Below are 23,264 nucleotides of genomic sequence, written 5' to 3'. Positions count from 1 at the left end.
AACCGAACCGGAACCGGGCTACTGCCTGCGGGAGCTTGGAGGGAGTGTGCTCCCACACGTGCCGGCCTGCCCGCCTCGCCGGCGGCGTTCGAGCCTGCGGACTACCACTCCGAGGATGTCGCGCGCCGCGACGTAGCCGGTGTGCCGGGAGTCGTGGCTGTGAGCGGCGTTGTCGCCCATGACCACGAACCGGTCCCGCGGCACGGGCTTACCGGCCTCAGCGATGAGGGCGGGTCCCAGGTCTTCGGGAACCGGGTCACCAGGGCCTGCCACGACGCGCTTGATCATCCAGCCTCGGGCACCGAGTGGCTCGCCGGTCGGCCGGCGAGGCCCGCCGCGCGTCTCCGCGGGCTCCCCCGGCGGGTCACCGGAGGGCGGTCGCCAGGTTGCGACGACGACCCCTCCCCTCCCGATGCCGCTGCGCCCGCGCCGGCCGAGCCGTCGGACCAGCACCCGGTCGCCGCTTCGATAGGCCGGTTCCATGCTGGCACCGGCGACAGTGATCACCGCGAAGCGGCGCCGTGCCAGCAGTACGCCCAGCAGGGGCGTCCCGACCGCGACGACGGCGAACGGGAACAGCCGCAGGCCGGATGGCCGCATGGGAGCACCTCCTCAGGTGTCGAGGGCGGTCACCGGTGTTCCGGACCGGTAGCCGCAGGCCTGCATCGCGAACAGCCGGGCGTAGGCCCGGTCGGCCCGCATCAGCTGATCGTGAGTGCCCTGTTCGATGATCCGGCCGCTTTCCAGCACCACGAGGAGGTCGGCGTCCCGGAGGGCGCCGAGCCGGTGCGAGATCAGCAGACTGGTACGGCCTGCCCGATGGTCGCGCAGCCGCAGATGGATCTCGTGCTCGGCCTCGGCGTCGAGCCCGGAACTGGGCTCGTCGAGGATCAGGAGGTCGGCGTCGTCGCGGAGGAACGACCGGGCCAGGGCGAGGCGCTGCCACTGCCCGCCGGACAGGACGACACCGGTGCCCGGGTCGTCCTTGTCCTCCTCGGAGAAGAAGGTCCGGCTCAGCATGGTGCGGTAGCCGTCGGGCAGGCCGGTGATGGCGTCGTGCATCCCCGACAGGCGCGCGGCGCGTTCGATGCCGTCTTGCTCCGTCATCCGGTCCAGGTCGCCGAGCCCGATGTTCTCGCCGGCGGTCAGGTCGTACTCCATGTAGTCCTGGAAGGTGGCCCCGATGCGCCTGCGCACCTCGGCGGGGTGGAACGCCCGCAGGTCGGTCCCGTCCCACAGGACCTGACCGCGGTCCGGGTCGTACAGCCGGCACAGGAGCTTGACCAGCGTTGTCTTTCCCGCTCCGTTGAGTCCCACCAGGCCGACGGAGCTGCCCGCAGGGATCGTGAGATTCACCCCGCGCAGCACCCAGGGGTGTTCCGGGGTGTAACGGAACCAGACGTCACGCAGTTCGATGCCTTTGCGGAGGCGGGGCACCGGCTGGGGGCGGGTGCTGACCGGCAAGTCGTCCTTCGCTTCCCGGATCGCGACGTAGTGATCGAAAAGCAGGAGCGCCTGATGCCCGTTGGCGATCTCGTTGGCCAGTGCGGCGAGTGCCGCCTGCACGGCGGGCAGCGCGGTCACCAGCAGGGAGACGCCTCCGAGGCTGATGTGGCCCTGCTCCGCGGCCCGGACCGCCCACAACAGCCCCAGCCCGGCGACCACCGCCGCGAGCACCCCGAGGCCGAACTGGATCACGAGCTCCTGGCGGTCCACCGCCTGCTTGGCCGCGTTTGCCCTACGGCGTTCGGCGAGCATCCGCCCGCGCAGGAAACCGCCGATGCCCAACAGCCGGATCTCCTTCGCGGCCTGTGTGCTGGTCAGCAGCTGGAGGTAGAACAGCTCCCGGCGTTCCGCGGGGCCGATGTCCCAGAACATCGCCGCCCGCCTACGGCTCATCACCAGTTCGCCGAGCAGTACCGGCACACCGGCAAGAAGCACAACGGTGGCCAGCAGTGGGCTCAGCACGATCAGCGAGCCGAGGAACCCGCCGATGGTGAGCGTCCCTCGCAGGACCCCCAGCGCGCTGTTGACTGCCTGCGTCGGCATGATGCCCCCGGCCTGCCGGGCCAGTCCCAGCCGGTCCAGGAACCGCGGGTCCTCGAATTTACTCAGGCCGGTCAGGGCGTCCACCGCCCGGTACAGGGAGTCCTGGGCGCACAGCCCGGCCGCACGCTGCATCTGGGCCTGGACGTACTGGACGATGTGCAACACCGCGGTGGCTGCGACTCCCGTCGCGGCAAGCAGCCCGGCCGGCATGAGGAGCGCGTCGAGCCCGCTGCCGGCGGCCAACCGGTCCAGCACCGCCCGTACCGTCCACGCGGAGGCGATGGGCAGCACCGCTCCGAGGGCGGTGAGGAGCGTGAGCGCCACGAGATGCCAGGGCGCCGCCCTGAAGGCAAGCCCCGTCGCCGCGCGGAAGACGTCAGCCAGCCGCCGCAGCCCCGACGGCGCCTGTGCCGTCCTCACAGGGCCGAGGGGGCGGGGGCCGGCAGGAGGTGCTCTCCCACCGCCTCCACCACGAGTTCGCCGCCGACGGCGCGGACCCGGCACATGACGGGGAAGGCGCGGGCCGCGAACGCCTCGGTCACGGGTCCCGCGATGGATTCATGCACGACCCTGGTGACCGGCCCCAGCTCCTTGAGCATCTGTTCGGTATCCGCGTCCCCGTCCGTCCCGCCCGCGACGACGGCGACGGCCGCGTTCGCAGGAGCCGCCCCCAGCGCAGACACCACCCGTGGCAACTGCGCGTGGCACGGAGGACAACCGGGAGACAGAAACACCACGATGGTCCCGGTGCCGAGATCGCGGTTTCGCAGAGGGCGGCCGTCGACGGTCCGGGTCTCGAAGGGCCCGACGATCGAACCCGGGGGAAGAATCCCGTCGTCGGTGAACCCGTCTGCGAACGCGCGCGGGGCCTGCTGCGCGCGCAGCCTTCTGATCAGCACCGCAGTCAGTAGGAGGTCGAGCAGGCACAGCACGCCGACGAGTACGACGGCCGCGATGAGATACGACATGATCACCTCTGTTTTTTCCGTACGGCGACAGGAAAGGCGCCGCGCAGCGACTCGGAGATGTCGTCGAGGACGGTCACCACGACACCCAGGACGAGGCCGGTGCCGACGGCCACCGCCAGGCCGCCCGGTGCTTCCGGCAGGCCGTGGAACGTCCCGACGGCACCGGTCACCGCCACGGCGATCAGGAAGCCGTTGCGGATGAGTTGCAGGGGGCCGGCGCCGCTCGTGGAAGCCCCGAAACACCGGCACGGCACTCGCACACCGCGACGGAGCGACGCCCCGATAGCGAGGGTGAACGCCCCGAGCATGCACCCCATCAGCGCGAACCCCGCGATCGCCACCGGCCCCGGCAGCAACAGCAGGACGATCGCCGCCGTCTCCGCCCCGGTCACCAGGCGGGCAACGGCGCGTCCCCGACGCGGGGACAGCACGGCGAACCCCTGGACGGAGCGCACGAACGCCCCGAAGGAATCCGTACCGCGGAGTTTGCTCACCACGGCGACCGTAAAGACGACCATGAGCAGGACCCGGCAGGTCATTGCGGCAAGCTCCATGTCGAGGGTCACCCTCCCGTCGTGCTGGTGGAGTACGAAGATTCACGAAGATCAGGGGCGCCGGTGGACCCGTGCCGGGGAGACCACCGGCGCCCCTCTCACTGCTCCGGCGAAAACCGAATACTCAGCAGCCGCAGTGGCCGAATTCGTAGTAGTAGCTACCGTCGGAGCAGTTCACCCGGTACTGGGTGTACTTGCTCTGGCCGGCGCAGCTGCCGTTGATGCACTTCGAGCCGACCCGCTTGCACGTGACCGCGTGAGCCGTCGCCCCGGGCACCAGCCGCTCCACCAGGCGATCGGCGATCGCCTGCACGACCTTGGTCATCTGTGACTCCTTCCGTTGTTCCCTGCTTGACGGATGCCGTGCCGTTCGTGGTCCAGTCCTCGACTGTCCCTGCACGGCACTTGTTGATTTCTGCACGAAGCCGGCGAGCGCATCGCCGCCCCGCACCCAGCCCCCGGCGTTCACCCAACGGCTCACCGGGCTCGGCCCGTTGCGGAGCTGTTGGGATTCGTGCGGGTGTTGTGTTCTCACTGTGCCGGAGCGGTCTTCGGGAAACCTTCGGGAAGTCTGGAATCGGGCTGTACCCGGTGGTCAGCGGGGGGTGAGCGGAGTGAGGTGGCCATGAGGGGGTGGGGATGGCGGCGCGGTTCGGGGTCCTGGGCGCCGTCGCGGTGTGGGGGGACGGGTGCCGGCCCCTGACATGCCATGGGCTGGAGCAATGACCGGCCCGAGGCCTTGCGGCGCAGCAGGATGGACGTTTTGACCACGTCTTGTGTCAGGAGTTCCGCGTGTACAGGCTGTGTCAGGGGACCCGCCAGGAGCGCCGCCCGCGCGCGGGCCACGCGGTGGCTCAGCGCTCCGTCGGGGCAGTGTCCGCGCTCGCTCCCCGCCGGGGGGAGCAGTGAGGTGGCCGGGCCGCCCCGGGGCGGCGGGCCACTGGACGGAGCAGCCCGGCAGCGGGGGCCCGCAGGTGCCCGCCGCGCCCGCATGGATGCGCTGGCTGCCCGTCTTCTACATCGCGGGCATCCTGGTGCTCGAACCCCTCACGCCCGTGCAGTGGCCCGTGAGCTTCCTGCTCATCGCCCTCCCGGTGATCACAGCCTTCGCCTACGGCCCCGTTGCCGTCGGTGCCATCACCGCGTTCACGATCGTCTTCGAAGGGATCCTGGCCGGCACCCCGTGCTGCGCGGGCCGCCCGGTGAGCTACGTGTGGGAGCGTCACTACGTCACCGCCTACGTGTGCACCGCCCTGGTCGGCATTCTCGGAACGATTCTGGCCGCCCACCGCGTGCGCCGGGAACGCACCCTCGCCACCGTGCGCTTCGTGGCCGAGATCGCGCAGCGTGTCCTGCTCGGCCCGGTCCCTCATCGCGTCGGCCCCATTCAGGTGGAAGCCCTCTACCTGTCCGCCGCCGCGGAAGCACGCATCGGCGGCGACCTGTACGAGGCCGTCCCCACCACGTACGGACTCCGCCTCGTCATCGGCGATGTCCGCGGAAAGGGTCTCCTTGCCGTGGAGACGGCCGCCACCCTTCTCGGTGCCTTTCGCGAGGCCGCCCACGACGAACCCGACCTCGCCGCCGTTGCCCGCCGGGTGGAGACCAGCATGAACCGCAGGTCCGCCCGCCTTGCCGGAAGCGACATGGGCGAACGCTTCGTCACTGCCGTCTTCGCGGAGATCCCCCACCGTCACCTGGTCCGCATCGTCAACTGCGGCCATCCCCCGCCCCTGCTCATCCGCCCCGACGGAGTCACCGAGCTGGAGACGGCCGACCCCGCACCGCCGCTCAACCTCGGCATGCTCCTCACGCAGGCCTACCAGATCGACGAGTACCCCTTCCGCCCGGGCGACCAGTTGCTGCTCTACACCGACGGCGTCACCGAGGCACGCGACTCCGCTGGGGCCTTCTATCCCCTCCCCCAGCGTGTCCTCTCCTGGGGACCCCTCCCGCCCCGGGAACTCCTCGACCGCCTCCACCACGATCTCCTCGTCTACAGCAACAACCGCCTCCACGACGACACGGCAGCTCTCGCCGTCTACCACATGCCCGACTGAGGGCTGTCCCTGGTGTGGGCCGTCATGCCTGCTGGGCAGAGCGGCCACAGGCCGGCCGCCGACGAGTTCACCGGTGGCGGGGCAGCCGAGCGGCGATGGCGTTGCACCCATGTCCACGTGCTTGACGAGGAGGCCGCCGCCGACTTCCTGCCCGCAGAACGGCTGTCCGGATGCCGGTGCGACCTGGATGCCGTGGAGACAGAGAGCTCAAAAGCTGTGAAACTACCGCTGATCAGGCTGTCGGTGGTGAGGTGGGCGGCCTCGTGAACCGATGAGGGCGGTGCGGGCCGAATGCGAACGGTTGCGGGCGGAGAGCGGCGACGCCGGCCTGCGCCTTCGGTCGTGCCTGGCGGCCTTCGCCGAAGGGGCGGACGCTCGGGGCGCGGCGGGCCGAAGTCCTCCCGTTTCGGCAAGAGTTGCCGGGCTTCGGCCCGCGCGGCGCCGCCCTGCTCCCGCCGCCTCGTCAGGGGATGGCAAGCTGCTCCACCCACGGCACCGTGAAGGCCCGCACGCGCCACCCGGCAGGCTCTCCGCCCACAGCCTGATGCAGCGTGACTCAGACGAATTCGGGTTGCGGTTCCGGTTGCTGTACTGGTGCGGCCTTCAGATCCCACATTCTGGTGGTCCGCACGTAGCCGTACACCACAGAACTCGTCGCCAGAATGAGAAGTGGCCCGAACACCCACGGATACTCGGCCATCTCCATCGACAGAAAGCGATAGGACACCAGGAGCGCAGCGAAGACCGTGACACCGTAGGCGACCAGCTGGATTCCCGATCGGTCCCAGCCACGGTCGAGCGAGCGCAGCGCTGCCTCGATCGTGACCGCGAACACCACGCCGGCGATGATGTCCGCGCCGTAGTGGTAACCGAATCCCAGCGTTGCGCCGAGCGTGGCGATCAGCCAGAAGGCGCCTGCGAAACGCAGAATCCGTGGGCCCTTGCGGGAGTGGATGAAGATCACGGTAGCCCATGCCGTGTGCAGGCTGGGCATGCAGTTGCGTGGGGTGATCTTGTTGAATGGCATGTGGTGCGGGGTACCGATGGGCGGCGGCGTGTCCGGCCACAGGTCGGCCACCGCCCAGTGCCCGCCGTCGGCACCGTAGGCGAAGATCGGCCCGACCACCGGGAAGATCATGTAGATGCCCGGCCCGAGCAGGCCGATGACCAGAAAGGTGCGCACCAGGTGGTGGCCCGGGAAGCGACGCTCGACCGCCACGTTGCGCAGCTGGTAGAACGCGACGACGACCGCGGCCACCGCAAGCTGAACGTAGACGTAGTCGAGAACATGGTCGCCGATCGAGCCGGTGGCCTCGACGATCCGGCCTACCAGCCACGACGGGTTGCCCAGCGCCTGATCGGCGGTTGCCACGTACTGGTCGAGCACCGTCGGACGGGTCTTCGACGTGATGAGCAGCCAGGTATCGCCGGTCTTGCGGCCGGCCACCAGCAGCAGGCCCAGCCCGACGCCCTTCAGCAGCAGGAGGCGTTCCCGGCCGGTGCGGCGCGTGACAGCGATGACCGCACAACCCAAAATCACCCACAACGCGCCGTTGCCGAAGAAGTGGCCCTCGGTCGTCTTGACGTCCAGCGCCCACCGCACGAGCACGAAGACGACGTCGATGCCGATCGCGACACCAGCCGCGATGAACCGTTGCCGCCAGGTGAGCACCACCATCGTCAACGCCATACTGGCGTACAAGAGCGGCCCTGATTTGGGGGTGAATATCACCTCTCGCGCCTGGTTGGTGATCGGCCCCGGCACGCCGTAGTGGCGCGCGGCGATCTCCAGCGCGACGAGGAATCCGAGGGTCACCACACCCGCCGTGGCCCACAGCATCACCCTCGGCTGACGCCACGCGGCGAACGGAATTCTGCAGTTTATTCGCGAAAACGCCCGCGATGCTCTAGGTATCAATTGTCTGGCCGATTTGTTAGAGGTCAGGTGGATGGTTCACTCTTCGTGCCAGATGGCATGGTTTCCCGGCGAAGGACGGGCAATCAGGGCACTCGTCGTGAGTTCGATCATATTATCGGAGCGACGTGCCTGGGCTTCGCTGGTCCCGGATGGCGCGGAGGTCGACCGGCCCGGCGCTCGATGGTCCGGTGTCACGGGAATGATGACGAAACTCTCGACGCCCGGCGGGCAGTGAGGGCACCACAAGTTGACCAGTGACTCCGCAACGTATGCGCAGGACCGTGAACTGACTGCCACGGGTGTGGTGTTGAAGCGTCGTCAGCACCACTCATACAGCAGCCAGATCCCCCTTGGCGGCGAACTCCGTGACGACGGCCACGTCGACCGGGCCGTCGTCATGTTCGCCCTCGGTGACAAGCCGTCGGGCAGTTCGCCGTCGATGCAGACGAGAGCCCCGCGGTGGCGAGCCGCGGGCAGTGCGCACGCTGCCGGGATGGCGCGGCCTCTCGGACAGACCCTCGACATCCGGCCGGAGCGGCCTGGCAAACGGCAGGAGGAATCGATGGCACGGCGCACAGGGCAAGGCCCTCGCCCCGGAGGGAGGCGTCTCCCGCCCACCGGGACGCGCACTGTCGCCCCCGGCCCATGGCCTGCCGGAGAGATACGGTCCGGCTTTCCGGAGGGCCTACCCCCCGCCGCGTACCTGCACGCGGTCCAGCCAGGGGCCGAACTCGCTCTCCATGACCAGCCGGCCGAGTTTGCGGTACTCCTGGAGCACGGCCGAGACAATCTGCTCCGTACCGAGCGGTCCGCCCGATTCCGCCGCCTGATAGGCGGCGGTCACCGCGCAGGCACGGATCGATCCTCCCGCCAGTTCGAAGCGTCGCGCGCAGAATTCCAGGTCGAGGTCCGTGTCGCGCGGGATCCCCGACCCGAGGCAGCGCTCCCACAGGGCCAGTCGCTGCTGGGCGTCCGGCATGGGGAACTCCGCGATCACGTCGAGGCGACGGGTGAAAGCCTCGTCGAGATTGGCCCGCAGGTTGGTGGTGAGTACCGCGATCCCGTCGAAGGACTCGATCCGTTGCAACAGATAGGCCGACTCCACGTTGGCATTGCGGTCGTGCGCGTCCTTGACCTGTGAACGCTTCCCGAAGATGGCGTCCGCCTCGTCGAAGAGCAGGATGCCGTTGACATCGGAAGCCTCGACGAAGATTCTTTCGAGATTCTTCTCGGTCTCACCGATGTACTTGTCCACCACGATGGACAGATCCACGACGTAGAGTTCCATGCCGAGCTCCGACGCCACCACCTCGGCGGACATAGTCTTTCCGGTGCCGGACTCACCGGCGAACAACGCGATGACCCCCCGCCCCCGGCCGCCCCCCGGCCGCATTCGCCACTCGCCGAGCACCTGTCCGCGATGGCGTGCGCGCAGGGCGAGTTCGGACAGCTGACGGCGGGTTTCGGAAGGCAGCACGAGGTCGTCCCAGCCGACCGCGGGCTCGATGCGACGGGCGAGCCGTTCGAGCCCCGCACCGTTCTGTGCCCGTACCGCCGTGCGCAGATCCCGCACGTCCACCGGACGCTCCTCCAGAACGGCCAGCCGGGAGGCCACGGCTGCGGCCTTGCGCACCTGCTCGGAGTCGAGCCGGTAGGCGGTGGTGGCCTCTATGACTCGCGCGTCGGCCGGCACGTTCCCGGCGGGCGATCCGACCGGGGTGCCGGCCTGGGCGAGCGCCCGACGCCACTGCCGCGCCACGCCCGCGGGGCCGGGGGGCAGGACGTGAACCGGAACCGGGCTGTCCCTGGTCCACAGGGGGTCCCAGTTCTTCTTCCCGTACACGATCAGTGGAGCGCCGCTGACCGCCGCGCACAGGCCGCTGAGCAGCCGGGCTCCCTCGGGCCGCTCAGGGGCCAGCGCTTCGAGCGGCCCGAGGACGACACCGCCGCAACTCAGCCGGACCTCGGCCGCCAGGGTCCGTACGAGGACCGCCGGTTCGGGAGCAGCGGCGAATGCCGCGATGTCGACCACCAGCGGACGGCGCCCTGCAGCGAGGAGCGCCTCGACCGCCAGTCTGCCGGGGTCGCCTCCCCGGTCGAGCAGATGCACCAGACCGCTGCCCGTCCCCGATGCCGCCGCGACCCGCAGGGCCTCCGGTCCCGTGTCCGGCTCCTCCTCCGGGCCGCACACCCGGACGAGGCCGTGCAGCCTCCCGTCGGTCTCGTCGTCACCGAGCAGATACGCGGTGATCCGGTCCGGAACTCGCAGCACCCGCGAGAGCAGCGGGCGGTCGGCCTCCAGGACCTCCAGCAGCCCGCCCGCGATCAGCGGGGCGGACGGCGAGAACCGGAAGCGTCCGGAGCTCGCGGCGGGCAGCCCGCAGAGTTCAAGTGCCAGACCGATGGCCGGCCTTCGACGGTTGAGGTCGTCATTGAGATAGCCGTAGAGCCGCTCGAATCGGCTGTCGATGTCCGGCGCCATCGCGACCAGCAGCAGATCGACGTCCAGTGGGACCAGGCCGAAGTTCTCGGCGAGCCGGCGGATCCGGCTCCCGGGCGGAGAGTCGGGCGAAGGCTCGGAGCCGTACGCCGGCACGGGAGCGAACGCGTCGCGCGAGGCCACGATCCGTTCGGCGGCCTCGGGGGTGAGGTACTGCCCCCGGTATGGATCGTCCGGTTCGGGGTCGGCGGCCCGCCGGACCGCCACGGCGTGCCTGACCCGCTGTTCGACGTGGATCAACCGCTCCCAGAGGTCCTCGACCGCCGCCGTCGGGGTTCCGGGCAGTTCACGGACGGCACGGGTGCCTTCTGTCATGGTCACCGAGCCGCGCTCCCGCGCCTGCGCCGTCCGGGCGGCAACTGCCGTTCACGTTCCGCGGCGAAGCCCTGCTCGCCGGGGTCGGACGCCCCGTCGTAGCGCAACCGGCGTCCCGGTCCCGCCTCGTCGCCGTCCGCTGCGGGCGCGGCCTTCACCACCAGCCCTTCGGTGACCGGCGGTCCGGCGGAAGTCCATTCACCGGCCAGCGGTGCCCATACACGCAGGTCGATCGCGGCCTTGAGTTCACCACCGAGCGCGGACCACACGTCCAGGGAGGACGGCCGGCCCGTGCCCGGACCCGCCGCCTCGATCTCCACGGTCAGCCCGAGCTCGGCGAGGCTGCCGGTGTGCATACGGGCGGGCAGGACGTCCGACCGCACGAGGCAGCGCAACACCTCGGAGAGCAGGCGATGTTCGTCCTGTGGACGATTGGTCCAGGCGGTCACCAGATAGGTCAGCTCGAACCAGCGCGGCGGGGTCCGCCGGCCGACGATCACTCCGTGCTCGTCGTGCTCCTCGGCCGTGCCCGTGCGGCGCCGGGCCGCATCCTCACGGATGCCGTGGAGAAAGACGCTGACCGTGGGGGCGTTGCGCCGGGCGGACCAGTCCTTCGTCGGTGCGTCGAAGACCAGGTCGACGCCGCTGTCCTGGAGGCCGGCGTCGATCAGCAACAGCCGCAGCCCCTCGTCGACTTCGTGGATCACCGGCGCCCCACCTCGTCCGGCGGGACGTTGGTGCCGCTGTACGTGACCACCACCCGGCCGCCGACGAAGCCGGGGCTGGGCTGTGCCCGCACCACGACGCCGGACCCCGCCTCGGGTTCGGGAGGCCGTGGGGCCGGAGGCCGGGGCGGCGTGGGCACCGAGGTCGTAGGGGACGGGGCGGACACGGAGCCCACCGCCGGCAGCGGCGCCAACAGCACCGCGTCGCCCGCCAGCCGGCCCAGCCGGGTATGCCTCGCCGAGCCAGCAGTGCCGGTCACGGCCCACCTCACAGTCTGGTTGATGACTCTCCACCTCAAGCATTGCGCTCGCACGGCTCCTGGGACAGGCCCGAAGTACCCGGAGCGAGGGAAGGGGCCGCTGCCCTTTGCGGCGGCCCTCCCCCGGTCTCTTCCCGCAGCACCCGCGCACTCCCGCGCGGGGAGTCCTCAGGTCGCCCGCGCGGGAGGCTGTCGCAGGACTCAGATGAGTCCGTGCCTCATCGCGTAGCCGACGGCGTGGGCCCGGTTGCGCAGTTCGAGCCGTGTCGCCACCTCGTGCAGCACATTCTTGACGGTGCGTTCGGAGTACGAGGTCTTCTGCGCGATCTCCGCGGTACCGAAGCCCTCCGACACCAGCCTGATCATCTCCGCCTCCCGCGTCGTGAGGGTGGAGAGCGAGAGTCCCCGGGGGTCGAGGACCGTGCGTTGGAGGCTGCTGACATGGTCGAGGAGCTTTCCGAGCAGGTCGCCCGGCAGCACGCCTTCACCGTTCGCCATTGCCTTCACCATGTGGACAAGACTGTCCTGGTCGGCCTCCCCGCGCCTCAGCACGGCGGCCACGCCGCACTCGATCATGGTCTGGAGCGCGCCCGATTCGAAGAAGCCGACCACCAGTCCGGTGCGGGTCGCGGTGTTGCGCTGCAGACGGTGCAGGAGCTGGACGGTGCGCTCGTCCACCATGTCCACGACTACTAAGGAGACTTGGGCCAGGTCGGCCTCGGACTCCGCTATCAGGTCCATCTCGGGCCGCTGGCGCAACTGGTGCACCACGCCGGTCCGCAGGATCAGGTCCTCCGCGTACACCGCCACGGAGATCCTGCCCCCGGGGGCCTCCTTGGCGCTGCCCTCGGCGGAGCGCTCCGATGGAGCGGGCCGACGGTACTGGCCGCGTTCCGCTGCTGTGTTCTTCATGTCTGTCGTCATCATCGTTCCGTGCTCGTCTTCCTCAGGTACTTCTGTCCGATATGCCTGTTGCCACTCTCGACCGCACCGGCTTCCGGCATGGGGATCGGGCCCGGGGAGGGGGCTCGGGGACACCGTGCCGCTGTGCCGTCGGGGCATCAGCCCTGCCCGCTCGTTGCCCTCGCGTCTCTGCTGCCGAACCGCGGGGGCGGCTTAACGTCACATCGTGACCACATCTGCCGAACTCGAAATGTCCACGGTGACGGTGTCGCCCGGCGCTGAAGCGACGACATCCCTGACCGTGCGCAACGACGGCGACATCGTCGAGGCCTACACGCTCGAAGTGGTCGGCGACTGCGCCGCGTGGAGCACCGTGGAGCCGACGCGCGTCTCCCTCTATCCGGGCACCTCCGAGGTGGTGACCGTGCGGCTCGCGCCGCCCCGGTCCCACGAGGTCCGTGCCGGCGAGACGCCCCTGGGGGTCCGCGTGCTGCCCACGGAGCGCCCCGAGTCGGTGGCTGTCCCGGAGGCCACGGTGGTCGTGGAGCCCTTTCACGAACTCCGGGCCGAGCTGGACCCGCACCGACGCCGCGGCTGGCTGGGCGCCCGGTTCCGGACCTCGGTGCAGAACAGGGGGAACACCCCGGCCGATGTCGGCCTCACCGGAAAGCAGGCCGGAGAGGAGCTCCGTCTGTCCTTCGCTCCGGACCGACGGAGCCTGGAGCCGGGCGAGTCCGCCGAGGCACGCCTGCGGGTACGGATCCGGAAGCCGGTCTGGTTCGGCAAGCCGATCACCTGGCCGTTCGAGGTCGAGGCCGCCGAAGGCGCTGAACGGGACACCGACAGCGCGCAGCCCGGCCGGCCCGAGGCGCTGCAGGGCGAGTTCACGCAACTGCCGATACTGCCCAAGTGGTTGCTGATGGTCCTGGCCGCGCTGCTCGCGCTGCTGGTCGCCTGGTTCGCACTGGTCCGGCCCGCGGTGCGGAGCACCGCGAAGCAAGCGGCGCAGGCCGCACAGAAGGAGACGGCCCGCAAAGAGCAACAGAGAGAGGCAGCCGAGGGCGGCTCGGACGACCCGACGGGCGGTCAGGGGCGAGACCAGGGAAAGGGGGCCCGTCCGGGCAAACCGACCTCGCCCGGCGGCCCCGGCTCGAAACCGGGTACGGACACCGGGAACACCCAGCAGAGCTCGGCGACGATCGATGTGCAGACCAGGTCCGGGGGCGAGAAGGAGGGGAAGTACCGGGTTCCGGAGGGGAAGATGTTCCGCATCACGGACATGGTGGTGGCGAACTTCCAGGGCGACGAAGGAGTACTGACCATCTCCTTCGGGAACCGGAAGATCACCACCATCGCTCTGGAGACCTTTCGCAATCAGGACTACCACTGGGTCACCCCCATCCAGATTCCGGAGAACGCCACCGTCACCGCTTCCGTGACCTGCGCCAAACCTGGCACTCCAGCTACCGGAACTCAGGCTTCCGGATGCCATCAGGTGCTCAACGTCAGCGGCACACTGAGCGATCTCGCACCGTAGAAACAACAGTGCCGGACCTTCCCCTTTCCGTCGCGAGGGATGAGAACAACAGAAATCCCGACCGGGGGAAACCCGGCTCGCCGGTCACTGGCGGATCCCTTCCCTTGCACACAGCAAAGAACCGGATCTCAAAAATCCCCGCGGAACCGGCAGCGGGTGAAGAACATCCGGTCACCCGGATACGACCGGACCCGCCCCGAACCGCTCCCGCCGCCTCCGAGGCGGACCGCGAGGAGGGCCGGCCTGCGAAGTCATGGGCTTGTTCCGGCCGCAAGAACCCGGCCGGACAGCCGACCCGGCGCGGCGCATTCTGGCTGATACTCATCGCCCCGGCGCCGATTCCCCGGCCGCCACGGACAGTCGCGGCCCTTTCCGGCATTCGCGGGCGAGGAGATCACACCCGCCCGCATGCACGGAATCCACACATCCATATGTGTGGCGAATCCCCCATCACCAGACCGGTGGACACCTTTCGGAAATCCGGGGTCCACCTTGCCATCGCACGCCCGAGCCGGGGAATGCGTCGAGCCGGAGAACGCGACAACAGCCGCGAACGGTCCGCACGGGGAAGCATTTCCTGTCGCCGGGGTGCCTGGGAAGGCAGTGGGCCTGCCCCGTGTCCAGGACTTTGAGGCCTACTGTCCGCCGCGGTCGCCGGGCAAGACTGAGCGGCGAACGAATGGCCACCCGAAGGAGCGAGCATGCCGTCGTACCTCACCCCCGGTGTATACGTGGAGGAGGTGCAGTCCGGAGCACGGCCCATCGAGGGAGTCGGCACCGCGGTCGCAGCCTTCGTCGGTTTCGCGGAGGCCGGTCCCTTCCACCGGCCGACGCTGGTGACGAACTGGGACCAGTACGTCCAGACCTTCGGCACCTTCACCGCCGACACGTACCTGGCGCTCGCGGTCTACGGCTACTTCGCCAACGGCGGCGGCGCCGCCTACATCGTGCGCATCGGCGGCCCCGCGCAGGACTCGGCACCGGGATCCGCGCCCGAGGCGGTGCCGTCCGTCGCCATCGGTGGGTTCCTGGTCTCCCCACGGACCGGCACGCATGGAGACTTCTCCGTCGAGGTCGCCGACGCCGAGGGCGAGAACCCTCCGGAGGACCGGTTCCGGCTGCTGGTGCGGCAGGCCGGCAAGGTGGTGGAGACCCACGACGTCTCCACCCGCAAGAACGTCAAGGGCTATCTGGTCACCCAGGCCCGCCAGTCCAAGCTCATCGAGGTCACCGAGCAGCCCGGCGCGGCCCAGAGCCGTCCGGAGAATCAGAGCTTCTCCCTGTCACCCGTTGCTGCCGCTCCGGGAAGCGGTGTCGCGCGGATCGATCCTGCCGAGTACGTCGGCGACGCCGCGGCCCGCACGGGATTCGCGGGCCTCGAAGCGATCGACGAGATCACCATGGTCGCCGTTCCGGACCTGATGAGCGCCTACCAGCGCGGGGACATCGATGCCGAGGGCGTCAAAGCCGTACAGCTGGCGGTGATTTCGCACTGCGAGCAGATGGGCGACCGGGTTGCCGTCCTGGACACTCCGCCGGGCATGAACGCCCAGCGAGTCCGTACCTGGCGCAATGACGACGCCGCCTACGACTCGCGCTACGCGACCGTGTACTACCCGTGGCTCAAGGTCTTCGACCCGGCGACCGGCCGCAACTCCATGGTGCCGCCGAGCGGTCACGTCGCCGGTGTCTGGGCGCGCAGCGACGGGGAGCGCGGTGTGCACAAGGCCCCCGCCAACGAGGTCATCCGCGGTGCGCTGGACCTGGAGCTCCGTCTCAGCAAGGGCGAGCAGGACCTGCTCAACCCGATCGGCGTCAACTGCGTGCGCGCCTTCCCCGGGCGCGGCATCCGGATCTGGGGCGCGCGCACGCTCTCGTCCGACCCGGCCTGGCGCTACCTCAATGTGCGCCGCCTCTTCAACTACCTGGAGGAGTCGATCCTCCTGGGCACCCAGTGGGTGGTGTTCGAGCCGAACGACGACCGCCTGTGGTCCAGCATCCGGCGCAACGTCACCGCCTTCCTCACCGAGGAGTGGCGCCGGGGCGCTCTCTTCGGCCGCACGGCCGAGGAGGCGTTCTACGTCAAGTGCGACCGCGACAACAATCCGCAGGAGTCGATCGACCTCGGCCAGGTCGTGTGCGAGATCGGCGTTGCTCCGGTGAAACCTGCGGAGTTCGTGGTCTTCCGCCTCGCGCAGTTCTCCGACAGCACCAGCCTCGTCAACGAGTGACCCGGCAGGGTCCGCAAACGGAACAGGTGACACAGAGTCATGGCAGAGGGCGACGCTCTTTCCACCCACGTCTTCGGCGTGCAGCTCGGCGGCTATCTCGTCGAGTCGATCCAAGAGATCAGCGGTATGACCGTCGAGGAAGAAGTCGTCGAGGTCCGTCAAGTGACCGCCGAGGGCAAGCAGATCATCCGCAAGCAGCCCGGCGCACGCCAGGCGGGCGAGGTGACGATCACCCGCGGACTCGACAAGAGCAGCGAGTTCACCAGCTGGATCAAGGAGACGCTCAACAACGGGGCTGTCGACACCGCGCGGCAGAACCTGACCATCGAGATCAAGGACTCGAAAGGTGAGACGGTCCGGCGCATCCAGCTGATGCAGGGGTGGGCCAGCAAGTGGGAGGGCCCCTCGCTGAAGGCCGGCGAGTCCAGCGCCGCCACCGAGACGGTGACCATCACCTTCGAGGAGATCGTGGTCGAATGAGGCGCAGGACCGTTACGTCGGGCGGACTCGACGAAGTCCTCGACAGCCTCGCGCCCGCCCCGCCCGCCGCACGCGAGGAGGCTCCCGCGCCATCTCCGGACCGGGAGCGGGACCGGGACCGGGAGCAGGACGGTGGGCGGCTGCGTACGGAGTTCGATTTCGAGCTCCCGCGCGGGTACGTCGACGACGAGGGCCAGGTGCACCGGCACGGCTCGATGCGGCTCGCGACGGCACGGGACGAACTGCGCCCGCAGATCGACCTGCGGGTGAAGGAGAACCCGGCGTACCTGAGCGTGGTGCTGCTGAGCCAGGTCATCACCCAGCTCGGCACCATCACCGATGTGCACGCCGGGGTCGTCGAGCGGATGTACGCCACGGATGTGGCGTTCCTCCAGGACTTCTACCGCCGGATCAACAGCGAGGGCCATACGCACGCCGCGGTGACGTGTCCGCTGTGCCACGGATCGTTCGAGGTGGACCTCTCGGGTGGGCGCCTGGGGGAATCGTGACGTACGCGCTTCCCCGGTTGCGGGAGGAGATCGCGTACGTCGCCTACCACTTCCATTGGCAGCGTGAGGACATTCTCGATCTCACCCACGGCGAACGTCAGCAGTGGGTGCGGGAGATAGCGCGGATCAACACCCGCGTCAACGAAGGCGGGTGATCGCGTGGGGTTCGGGGACTGGTTCCGCCGAGGGGACCGGCAGCAGCCCGGCACGCCCTCCCGTGGCGAGGCCGAACCCGGTACCGGGCACAGTCCGGTACCGGAGACCGAAGCCGGCGACGGCCGGACCGGTCAAGGGGACGGCGACTCGAACGGCGGCTGGGACGGCGGCTGGCGACAGGTTGCGCCGCCGACGGTGACCGTCGCCCGGTCCTCGATCGGTGTGAGCGACGGACTGCGGTTCAGGGCCGGCCTCGCGTCGTGGCAGAACTTCGCCTACGGCGGCGAACTCGGCCATGCCGTACTGCCGTCCGCACCGGTGGGCCTCATCCACGGCGTCGCCCGTCCGGGCGGCGCGCGTTCCGCGTCTCCCGGTGGGCCACTGCTCCTGCGTGCCGCCCGGACCGGGGCGGACGGGGAAGCGGAACCCGCGACGGAGCCGGCACCGGCCACGACGGGCCACGCGACCGGCAAGGCAGCGACGGGCGGAGAGCCGGTCCCCGCGACCGTCCGTCGGTCGAACGCTACGACGCGCCCCGGCTCTTCCGGGCGCGGGGCGCCGGGGCGGCAGGCTCGCGGGGGCGGTGCCGCCGCTCCGGAAGCCACCGCAGGGGCAGCTCCTGCGCAGGGCACGGCAGCGGCCGCGGGTCCGGGACCGGCCGCCCCGCCCACGCCGCAGCATCCCGCGAACACCGGGCCGGCACCGGCTGCGCCACAGAGGCCCCGGCCCGCCGCCGTGCCCCTGCGGCGGACCGCCCCGCCCTTGATCGTTGCCCGGCGTCCGGCGCTGGCCCTGCGGCACATGGCCGGGGTCCTGCCGGCCACAGCCTCCGTATCGTCCGCTCCCGTCACCACCTCCGCCGTGCGGCAGACCGCGTCCGCCCGGCCGGACGGCTCCGGCCGGGCGATTCCCGCCGCACCACCGGGCGCCGCACCTTCACCGGGCCGCGCCTTCGACCGTCCCGCCAACGGTGCGGTGCGCCCCGCCCTGGGCAAGCCCCTGCGGGAACTGCCCACCGGAGCCGTGCCCTCCGGTCCGGCGGCGCGGGGCGCGGTCGTACCGTCCGGTCCGGCAGAGCAGCAGGAAGCGGGCATGCCCGTTCTTCAGCGGCAGGCACCGGACGCGGCGGACCCCGCCGTGACCACGCCTTCGCCGGAAACGACGAAGCCGTCGGTGCGTCAGCAGCCGTCCCCGGAGGCCCGGTCCCCGGAACCGCCCCGGACACCCCGGGCGCCCCGGCTTCCCCTGCCGCTCCAGTCGGCACCGGCACCGGGACCGGGACCGGTATCGCCGTCCGGGCCGGAACAGGTGCAGCGCCTCGGCGGGCACGAGCCGATGGAGCCTTCGGGCCCCTCTGTTCCGCCGCGGTCACCACGGCCCGACGGGCCCGGCTCACAGGCTCGCACCCGCGGTGGGATCGGCGCCCCCCTCCCCTCGCTTCCGCCGACGGCCAGGCTCCGGAACGACGCTCCCCTGCTCGGTGACCGCCGTCGGGCGCAGCCGGGAGCCACCGGCCCACGGCAGGGCACGATGTCGAGGGGGGAGCTTGCTGCGCCCCCGCCGCCCGCGCCGGTCGAGCCCACACCGATGTCGATGCCGATGCCTCCGAACACGCCTTCCGAGATGCCGGTGCGTTCGTCCCCCGTGCCTGCGCAGCCCGCCGCCTCCGCACCGGAACCCGCGGCTGTCCGGCGTGTGGTGGACACCACGGGTACGCGTACGAATGCGCCCGTCACCACCCCTCCCCTCTCTGCTCCCGCCGCGCCGGTACGGGTCCGGAGGATCGCCCCGGAGCCGAAGGGGGGTCGCGCGGTCGGGCTTGCCGCCGGTACCAAGGAGCGGTCGCCCGACGTCCAGCGGTCGCGGGCCCTGCTCTCGGGCAGGGCCCTGAAGGTGAACACCGGCTCCGGCGAGGGATTTTCGGCGCCGAGGACAGCCGGCGCGGCCCCGCCGGTCGTGGCGGCCACCTGGCGTCGTGACGGCCGGCGGCCGGGGTCCGATGTGCCGTCGCCGGGGCACGGAAGTCCGCAGACCGGGGCGTACCGAAAGCCATCGGGCGCGATACCTCCGCAGACGGTTCCTCACCCGCACACCCGCCCCGGCCAACCCACGTCGCCGCACCGGGCCCGTACGACCGGCCCGGGGCCGGCACCCGACGGACAGCGGCCCGGGGGACCGGCGCCCGGCGAATCCGTCCAGCGCTCCGTGCCCGGGAACCCGGCGCCCGGCCCCGGCCGGAGCGAAGCGCCCTCGGGCCGGACGGCCGCTGGTGATCCCGGTCGCGTTGCGGGAACCGGGGCCGGCCGGAGGGGGCGCGGGCCGTCGGTCGGCGGTTCCCTCCTGCGGCTCGTGCAGCGCTCGGCACGCGGCGGCGCGACAACGTCGCCGTCCCCGCTCGACACCCACCCGCCGGGGCAGGGGCCCACGGGATCACTCTCCGCCCGCTTCTCCGGACCGCCTTCCCCGGCGCCACGCTCGGCACCGTCCCCCTCCGCACCGTCCGCCCCGAGCGCGTCCCCCTCCGTGCTGCCCGCCGCTCAGCCGGTTCCGGTCGTACGCCCGCACCCACCCGCCCCGGACCGGTCGGGATCATCTCCCGTACCCGTTCAGCGGACGGCGATGCCGGTGGTGCCGGAATCCGCCGGTCCCCCGGCCACCGGACCGGCGGCCGGAGGCGGAACTCCACCACTCACCGGACCGCCGGGCCTTTCGGTACGGGTTCCGCGAAACGCACCCGTTCCGGCCGCCGGAGCGGGCGGCTCCGGGACCACGGCCCAGGCGCTTCAGCGCGCGGCGGCCGACGCCGGAATCACCGGTGTTCCGGTGAGGGCGGCCCCGGTGAAACACCCTCAGCCGCCGGGAAGGACCGGACCGGCCGGTCCGTCCGACCCGGACACTCCGGCCGCGAACCGCGTCACCGCGGCGGACATCGAGGAACTGGCCCGTCGTCTGCTCGATCCGGTGAGCCGGCTGATCCGCGTGGACATGCGCAGAGGGCGGGAGCGTACCGGACGGCTGTACGACGGCCGCCGCTGACAACGGCCCCGCTCGGCACGGCACTTGGGAAACGGCAGGGAAGAAGAGAAGCACATGACGGACAACATCTTCGCGACGAGCGTGTTCTTCAGGCTCGTGATCGGAGGCAGTGATCTGGGGGCTTTCCACACCTGCTCGGGTCTGGGCGCCGAGGTGGAGTTGGAGCAGTACGCGGAGGGCGGCAACAACGGCTTCACCTGGCAGCTGCCGGGGCGGATCACCTGGACCAACATCACGCTGACCCGCCCGGTCACCACCGACACGCTCAAGATCTCGCGGTGGCTGAACGAGACGATCCAGCGGGTGGAGCGAAAGGACGGCGAGATCGTCGCGCTCCGTCCTGACCTCAGCCGCATCATCGGGTGGCAGGTGCACGGCATCGTGCCGGTGCGCTGGCAGGGACCGTCCTTCGACCCTGCCAGTTCCCAGGCGGCGATCGAGACGCTGGAGATCGCGCACGAGGGCCTGGAGCCATCCTGATTGATCGTCAATTCGCCTGGTACACCACACGTTCCGGAGAAGGCCGGGAAGGAGGAACGCAATGTCACCCGCTGTCCGTACGAGCCGTGCTCGCGCCCAGCTGACCATCATGGAACCGCCGACGTCCGTCGGCGCCAAACCGGGCGGGACCCTCGCCCGGCTCACGTTGCAGTTCAACCCCGCGAAACTGTCACTGAGCAAGAGCACCGAGTGGCGGCGCACGCCGTCCCGGATGGCCAGGCAGTCCGCGCTGCCCGAATTCGTGGGCGGCGGGCCCCGGACGTTGTCCCTGGAGGTCTTCCTGGACGCCACGGCCACCCATGACAACTCGGTGGAGAAGGCGGTGGAGCAGCTGATGACGGCGTGTGCGCCCACCCCGAGCAGCCTGGCCAGCAAGACGCCCGCGAGCCCCTGGGTGCGCTTCGACTGGGGCACGTCGAAGACGACCTCGTTCGACGGTGTGCTGTCCAGCCTCTCCGTCTCGTACACGCTGTTCGACGTCGACGGGAAGCCGCTGCGCGCCACCTGCTCCCTGTCCATCGAGGAGGCGAGCGTCGATCCGCCCGGCCAGAACCCCACATCGGGCTCGCGGGAGGCACGTCGTACCCACCGGGTCGTCATCGGAGACAGCCTGCCGCTCCTCGCCTGGCGGGAGTACGGCGATGCCACCGCGTGGCGCACGATCGCGGACGCCAACGACATCGACGACCCGATGCAGTTGATCCCCGGCAGAGAGCTGGTCGTGCCCGGACTGGAAGACCACGCACCGGAGGGCGGCCGGTGACCGCCCCGGGCCGCTCCTTCGCGGCAGATCCGATCGTCGAGGCCCCCGGTGAGCTGCCACCGGCCTGGGCGGCCCAGCTGGTGAGCTGTGTGGTCGACGAGAACGTCGGCCTGCCGGACACCGCCGTACTGATGTACCGGGACGCCGATCACAAGCTGCTCACCGCCACCGGTCTCACCATCGGAACCCCGCTGAAGATATCCGTGGTCACCGTGCAGGAGCGGGTGCGCGAGCGGCTGTTCACCGGGGAGGTCACGGCGGTCGAGCTGGACAGCGACACCACCGGTTCGTTCACGGTCGTCCGGGCCTTCTCCAAGGCGCACCGGCTCCAGCGCGGGCGGAAGGTGGTGGCCTACCGCAACATGAAGGCCGCGGACATCGTCCGCAAGGTGGCCGCGGGCGCCGGGCTCGCCTGCGGAAGGATCGAGGCCGCACCCATCACGTACAAGCAGCTGACCCAGCCCAACATCTCCGACTGGGAGTTCCTCCAGTACCTCGCGGGCGAGAGCGGCGCGCACGTGCGGGTGGACGACAAGGGGCTGTTGCAGTTCGTGAAGCCGAAGCCCGCCGCGTCGGCGCCCTCACCCGCCACCTCCGCCGCCCGGCACCCGATGGTCCTGGAGTACGGGCGCAATCTGCTGGCCCTGCGGGCCGTGCTGACCGGTGCGGACGGGGCGGACAGTGTGGAGGTGCGCGGCTGGAACGTCGACACCAAGACCCGGCTGGTGGCCCGCGAGCAGTCCATCCGCAGCGACACGGTGTCCCCGGGGATGAGCCCGTCGCTGGCGGCCGGGGCATTCGGCCCGAACGCCCGGATGGCGGTCACCGACACCCCGTACCGCACTCAGGCCGAAGCCACGGCCGTGGCCGGTGCGGTGGCCGCCTCGGTGAGCTCCGGGTTCGGCGAGATCGAGGCGGTCGCCGAGGGCAATCCCCAGCTGCGGGCGGGCGAGCCGGTGGCCCTCGGCAACGTCGGGCCCGCGTTCGCCGGGCGCTACACGGCGACCGCCGCGCACCACGTCCTCGAACCGAACGGCGGCTACCGCACAACCGTGGTGGTGAGCGCGGCCCCCGACCGCTCGCTGGCGGGACTGACCAGCGGCGCGAACGCACCCTCGCGCGGCCCGCGCATGCCGGGGCTCGCCATCGGCGTGGTCACCGACATCCGTGAGGGCAAGGCCGAACGGGGCTGGGTCCGGCTGAAGTTCCCCTGGCTCGACGACACCTATGTGACCGACTGGGTCCGCACGGTCCAGTGGGGCGGCCAGGGCGGCGGCGGGGTGTTCAGTCCCGAGGTCAACGACGAGGTGCTGGTCGGGTTCGAGCAGGGGCTGCTGGACAGCCCGTATGTGCTCGGCGGTCTCTACAACGGGGTGGACAAGCCCTCGCCGCACGACGTCCCGCTGGTCGATCCGACCAGCGGGAAGGTCAACCGCCGTTCCCTGGTGTCCCGTTCGGGCAACCGGCTGGAGCTGCTGGACGCTCCGCGCGGACCGTCCGGTGTACGGATCGCCACCGGCGACAAGCGGCTCGACGTCAGGCTGGACGAACGGCGGGGCGAGATCGCGCTGACGGTGTACGCACGCGGCGGCACCCGGGCCCTGAGCTCCGTGACACTCTCCGCGTCCGGGATCACACTCGATGCCGGAACGGGCGACGTGAACATCAAGGGCCGCTCGGTGACCGTCGACGGCAAGACGGGAGTCACGATCGACGGCGGACTGCTCGGCGTGCTCAAGGCCAAGCTCATCAGGATCAACTGACGAACCCACCAACCGTCCGACACCCCCAGAAGCCCC

Annotated in this window: 21 protein-coding genes; 11 read left to right on the top strand and 10 right to left on the bottom strand. The window is 70.5% G+C overall.

The features are described from left to right. Positions 1-18: 18 nt before the first annotated feature. The 5 genes from ACF08M_RS08065 to ACF08M_RS08045 form a co-directional block, all read right to left on the bottom strand. Positions 19-600 carry a S26 family signal peptidase gene (locus ACF08M_RS08065; protein WP_392184393.1) on the bottom strand — a complete coding sequence of 194 codons (582 nt, stop codon included), beginning with the start codon at positions 598-600 and terminating at the stop codon, positions 19-21. 12 nt (positions 601-612) lie between these two features. After that, positions 613-2,469, bottom strand: a complete 1,857-nt coding sequence (locus tag ACF08M_RS08060) for an ABC transporter ATP-binding protein (RefSeq protein ID WP_392184392.1) — start codon at positions 2,467-2,469, stop codon at positions 613-615. Further along, on the bottom strand, positions 2,466-3,017 hold the full coding sequence (locus tag ACF08M_RS08055) for a hypothetical protein (protein WP_392184391.1): 552 nt from the start codon (positions 3,015-3,017) through the stop codon (positions 2,466-2,468). The genes ACF08M_RS08060 and ACF08M_RS08055 overlap by 4 nt, the downstream gene beginning before the upstream one ends. Before the next feature lie 2 nt (positions 3,018-3,019). After that, positions 3,020-3,571 carry a MauE/DoxX family redox-associated membrane protein gene (locus ACF08M_RS08050; RefSeq protein ID WP_392184390.1) on the bottom strand — a complete coding sequence of 184 codons (552 nt, stop codon included), beginning with the start codon at positions 3,569-3,571 and terminating at the stop codon, positions 3,020-3,022. A gap of 124 nt (positions 3,572-3,695) precedes the next feature. Next, positions 3,696-3,896: a hypothetical protein gene (locus tag ACF08M_RS08045; RefSeq protein ID WP_392184389.1), complete on the bottom strand. Its 201-nt coding sequence runs from the start codon at positions 3,894-3,896 to the stop codon at positions 3,696-3,698. 580 nt (positions 3,897-4,476) lie between these two features. Between ACF08M_RS08045 and ACF08M_RS08040 the strand changes: the two genes are divergently transcribed. Both ACF08M_RS08040 and ACF08M_RS08035 read left to right on the top strand, forming a co-directional pair. Continuing rightward, positions 4,477-5,631 (top strand): PP2C family protein-serine/threonine phosphatase, encoded by a 1,155-nt coding sequence (locus ACF08M_RS08040; protein WP_392184388.1) that lies wholly within the window; start codon positions 4,477-4,479, stop codon positions 5,629-5,631. A 24-nt stretch (positions 5,632-5,655) separates the two neighbouring features. Beyond that, the gene (locus ACF08M_RS08035) at positions 5,656-5,898 is read left to right on the top strand and encodes a hypothetical protein (RefSeq protein ID WP_392184387.1); all 243 of its coding nucleotides are present in this window, start codon (positions 5,656-5,658) and stop codon (positions 5,896-5,898) included. Between the two features lie 289 nt (positions 5,899-6,187). Here the strand turns inward: ACF08M_RS08035 and ACF08M_RS08030 are convergent, their stop codons facing one another. The 5 genes from ACF08M_RS08030 to ACF08M_RS08010 all read right to left on the bottom strand — a co-directional run bounded on the left by ACF08M_RS08030 (position 6,188) and on the right by ACF08M_RS08010 (position 12,261). Continuing rightward, positions 6,188-7,471, bottom strand: a complete 1,284-nt coding sequence (locus ACF08M_RS08030; protein ID WP_392184386.1) for a phosphatase PAP2 family protein — start codon at positions 7,469-7,471, stop codon at positions 6,188-6,190. Positions 7,472-8,234: 763 nt separating this feature from the next. After that, positions 8,235-10,364, bottom strand: a complete 2,130-nt coding sequence (locus tag ACF08M_RS08025; RefSeq protein ID WP_392184490.1) for an ATP-binding protein — start codon at positions 10,362-10,364, stop codon at positions 8,235-8,237. Between the two features lie 2 nt (positions 10,365-10,366). Next, positions 10,367-11,071, bottom strand: a complete 705-nt coding sequence (locus ACF08M_RS08020) for a DUF4255 domain-containing protein (RefSeq protein ID WP_392184385.1) — start codon at positions 11,069-11,071, stop codon at positions 10,367-10,369. Continuing rightward, on the bottom strand, positions 11,068-11,349 hold the full coding sequence (locus ACF08M_RS08015; protein WP_392184384.1) for a hypothetical protein: 282 nt from the start codon (positions 11,347-11,349) through the stop codon (positions 11,068-11,070). Before ACF08M_RS08015 ends, ACF08M_RS08020 begins: the two co-directional genes overlap by 4 nt. Positions 11,350-11,550: 201 nt before the next feature. Continuing rightward, entirely contained in the window at positions 11,551-12,261 is a 711-nt protein-coding gene (locus tag ACF08M_RS08010) for a response regulator transcription factor (protein WP_392184383.1), read from the bottom strand. A gap of 241 nt (positions 12,262-12,502) precedes the next feature. Between ACF08M_RS08010 and ACF08M_RS08005 the strand changes: the two genes are divergently transcribed. The 9 genes from ACF08M_RS08005 to ACF08M_RS07965 all read left to right on the top strand — a co-directional run bounded on the left by ACF08M_RS08005 (position 12,503) and on the right by ACF08M_RS07965 (position 23,228). Continuing rightward, on the top strand, positions 12,503-13,789 hold the full coding sequence (locus tag ACF08M_RS08005; RefSeq protein ID WP_392184489.1) for a hydrolytic protein: 1,287 nt from the start codon (positions 12,503-12,505) through the stop codon (positions 13,787-13,789). A gap of 701 nt (positions 13,790-14,490) precedes the next feature. After that, a complete protein-coding gene (locus tag ACF08M_RS08000; RefSeq protein ID WP_392184382.1) occupies positions 14,491-16,020 on the top strand; it encodes a phage tail sheath family protein in 1,530 nt (509 codons plus the stop codon). Between the two features lie 39 nt (positions 16,021-16,059). Next, a complete protein-coding gene (locus tag ACF08M_RS07995; RefSeq protein WP_392184381.1) occupies positions 16,060-16,500 on the top strand; it encodes a phage tail protein in 441 nt (146 codons plus the stop codon). Beyond that, positions 16,497-17,009, top strand: coding sequence for a hypothetical protein (locus tag ACF08M_RS07990; protein ID WP_392184380.1), 513 nt, complete (start codon positions 16,497-16,499; stop codon positions 17,007-17,009). Before ACF08M_RS07995 ends, ACF08M_RS07990 begins: the two co-directional genes overlap by 4 nt. Continuing rightward, positions 17,006-17,164, top strand: a complete 159-nt coding sequence (locus ACF08M_RS07985) for a DUF6760 family protein (RefSeq protein ID WP_003966147.1) — start codon at positions 17,006-17,008, stop codon at positions 17,162-17,164. The genes ACF08M_RS07990 and ACF08M_RS07985 overlap by 4 nt, the downstream gene beginning before the upstream one ends. Positions 17,165-20,003: 2,839 nt before the next feature. Beyond that, a complete protein-coding gene (locus ACF08M_RS07980; protein ID WP_392184379.1) occupies positions 20,004-20,201 on the top strand; it encodes a hypothetical protein in 198 nt (65 codons plus the stop codon). A 54-nt stretch (positions 20,202-20,255) separates the two neighbouring features. Continuing rightward, on the top strand, positions 20,256-20,681 hold the full coding sequence (locus ACF08M_RS07975; RefSeq protein ID WP_392184378.1) for a phage tail protein: 426 nt from the start codon (positions 20,256-20,258) through the stop codon (positions 20,679-20,681). Between the two features lie 61 nt (positions 20,682-20,742). Continuing rightward, a complete protein-coding gene (locus tag ACF08M_RS07970; RefSeq protein ID WP_392184377.1) occupies positions 20,743-21,465 on the top strand; it encodes a LysM peptidoglycan-binding domain-containing protein in 723 nt (240 codons plus the stop codon). Then, complete coding sequence (locus ACF08M_RS07965; protein WP_392184376.1) at positions 21,462-23,228, top strand: VgrG-related protein; 1,767 nt, start codon at positions 21,462-21,464, stop codon at positions 23,226-23,228. Before ACF08M_RS07970 ends, ACF08M_RS07965 begins: the two co-directional genes overlap by 4 nt. The last annotated feature ends 36 nt before the right edge of the window (positions 23,229-23,264 follow it).

The organism is Streptomyces sp. NPDC015032, from assembly GCF_043080425.1.
In the GTDB taxonomy this organism is placed as follows: Bacteria; Actinomycetota; Actinomycetes; order Streptomycetales; family Streptomycetaceae; genus Streptomyces.
The sequence above is the reverse complement of the archived record's forward strand: the minus strand, read 5'-3'. Positions and strand labels throughout refer to the sequence as shown.

Bases quoted from the DNA above. Each gene is read 5' to 3' on its own strand.
- ACF08M_RS08065 (WP_392184393.1), bottom strand. From the start codon at position 600: ATGCGGCCATCCGGCCTGCGGCTGTTCCCGTTCGCCGTCGTCGCGGTC.
- ACF08M_RS08055 (WP_392184391.1), bottom strand. From the start codon at position 3,017: ATGTCGTATCTCATCGCGGCCGTCGTACTCGTCGGCGTGCTGTGCCTG.
- ACF08M_RS08050 (WP_392184390.1), bottom strand. From the start codon at position 3,571: ATGGAGCTTGCCGCAATGACCTGCCGGGTCCTGCTCATGGTCGTCTTT.
- ACF08M_RS08045 (WP_392184389.1), bottom strand. From the start codon at position 3,896: ATGACCAAGGTCGTGCAGGCGATCGCCGATCGCCTGGTGGAGCGGCTG.
- ACF08M_RS08035 (WP_392184387.1), top strand. From the start codon at position 5,656: ATGCCTGCTGGGCAGAGCGGCCACAGGCCGGCCGCCGACGAGTTCACC.
- ACF08M_RS08030 (WP_392184386.1), bottom strand. From the start codon at position 7,471: ATGCTGTGGGCCACGGCGGGTGTGGTGACCCTCGGATTCCTCGTCGCG.
- ACF08M_RS08025 (WP_392184490.1), bottom strand. From the start codon at position 10,364: ATGACAGAAGGCACCCGTGCCGTCCGTGAACTGCCCGGAACCCCGACG.
- ACF08M_RS08010 (WP_392184383.1), bottom strand. From the start codon at position 12,261: ATGAAGAACACAGCAGCGGAACGCGGCCAGTACCGTCGGCCCGCTCCA.
- ACF08M_RS08005 (WP_392184489.1), top strand. From the start codon at position 12,503: ATGTCCACGGTGACGGTGTCGCCCGGCGCTGAAGCGACGACATCCCTG.
- ACF08M_RS08000 (WP_392184382.1), top strand. From the start codon at position 14,491: ATGCCGTCGTACCTCACCCCCGGTGTATACGTGGAGGAGGTGCAGTCC.
- ACF08M_RS07995 (WP_392184381.1), top strand. From the start codon at position 16,060: ATGGCAGAGGGCGACGCTCTTTCCACCCACGTCTTCGGCGTGCAGCTC.
- ACF08M_RS07990 (WP_392184380.1), top strand. From the start codon at position 16,497: ATGAGGCGCAGGACCGTTACGTCGGGCGGACTCGACGAAGTCCTCGAC.
- ACF08M_RS07975 (WP_392184378.1), top strand. From the start codon at position 20,256: ATGACGGACAACATCTTCGCGACGAGCGTGTTCTTCAGGCTCGTGATC.
- ACF08M_RS07970 (WP_392184377.1), top strand. From the start codon at position 20,743: ATGTCACCCGCTGTCCGTACGAGCCGTGCTCGCGCCCAGCTGACCATC.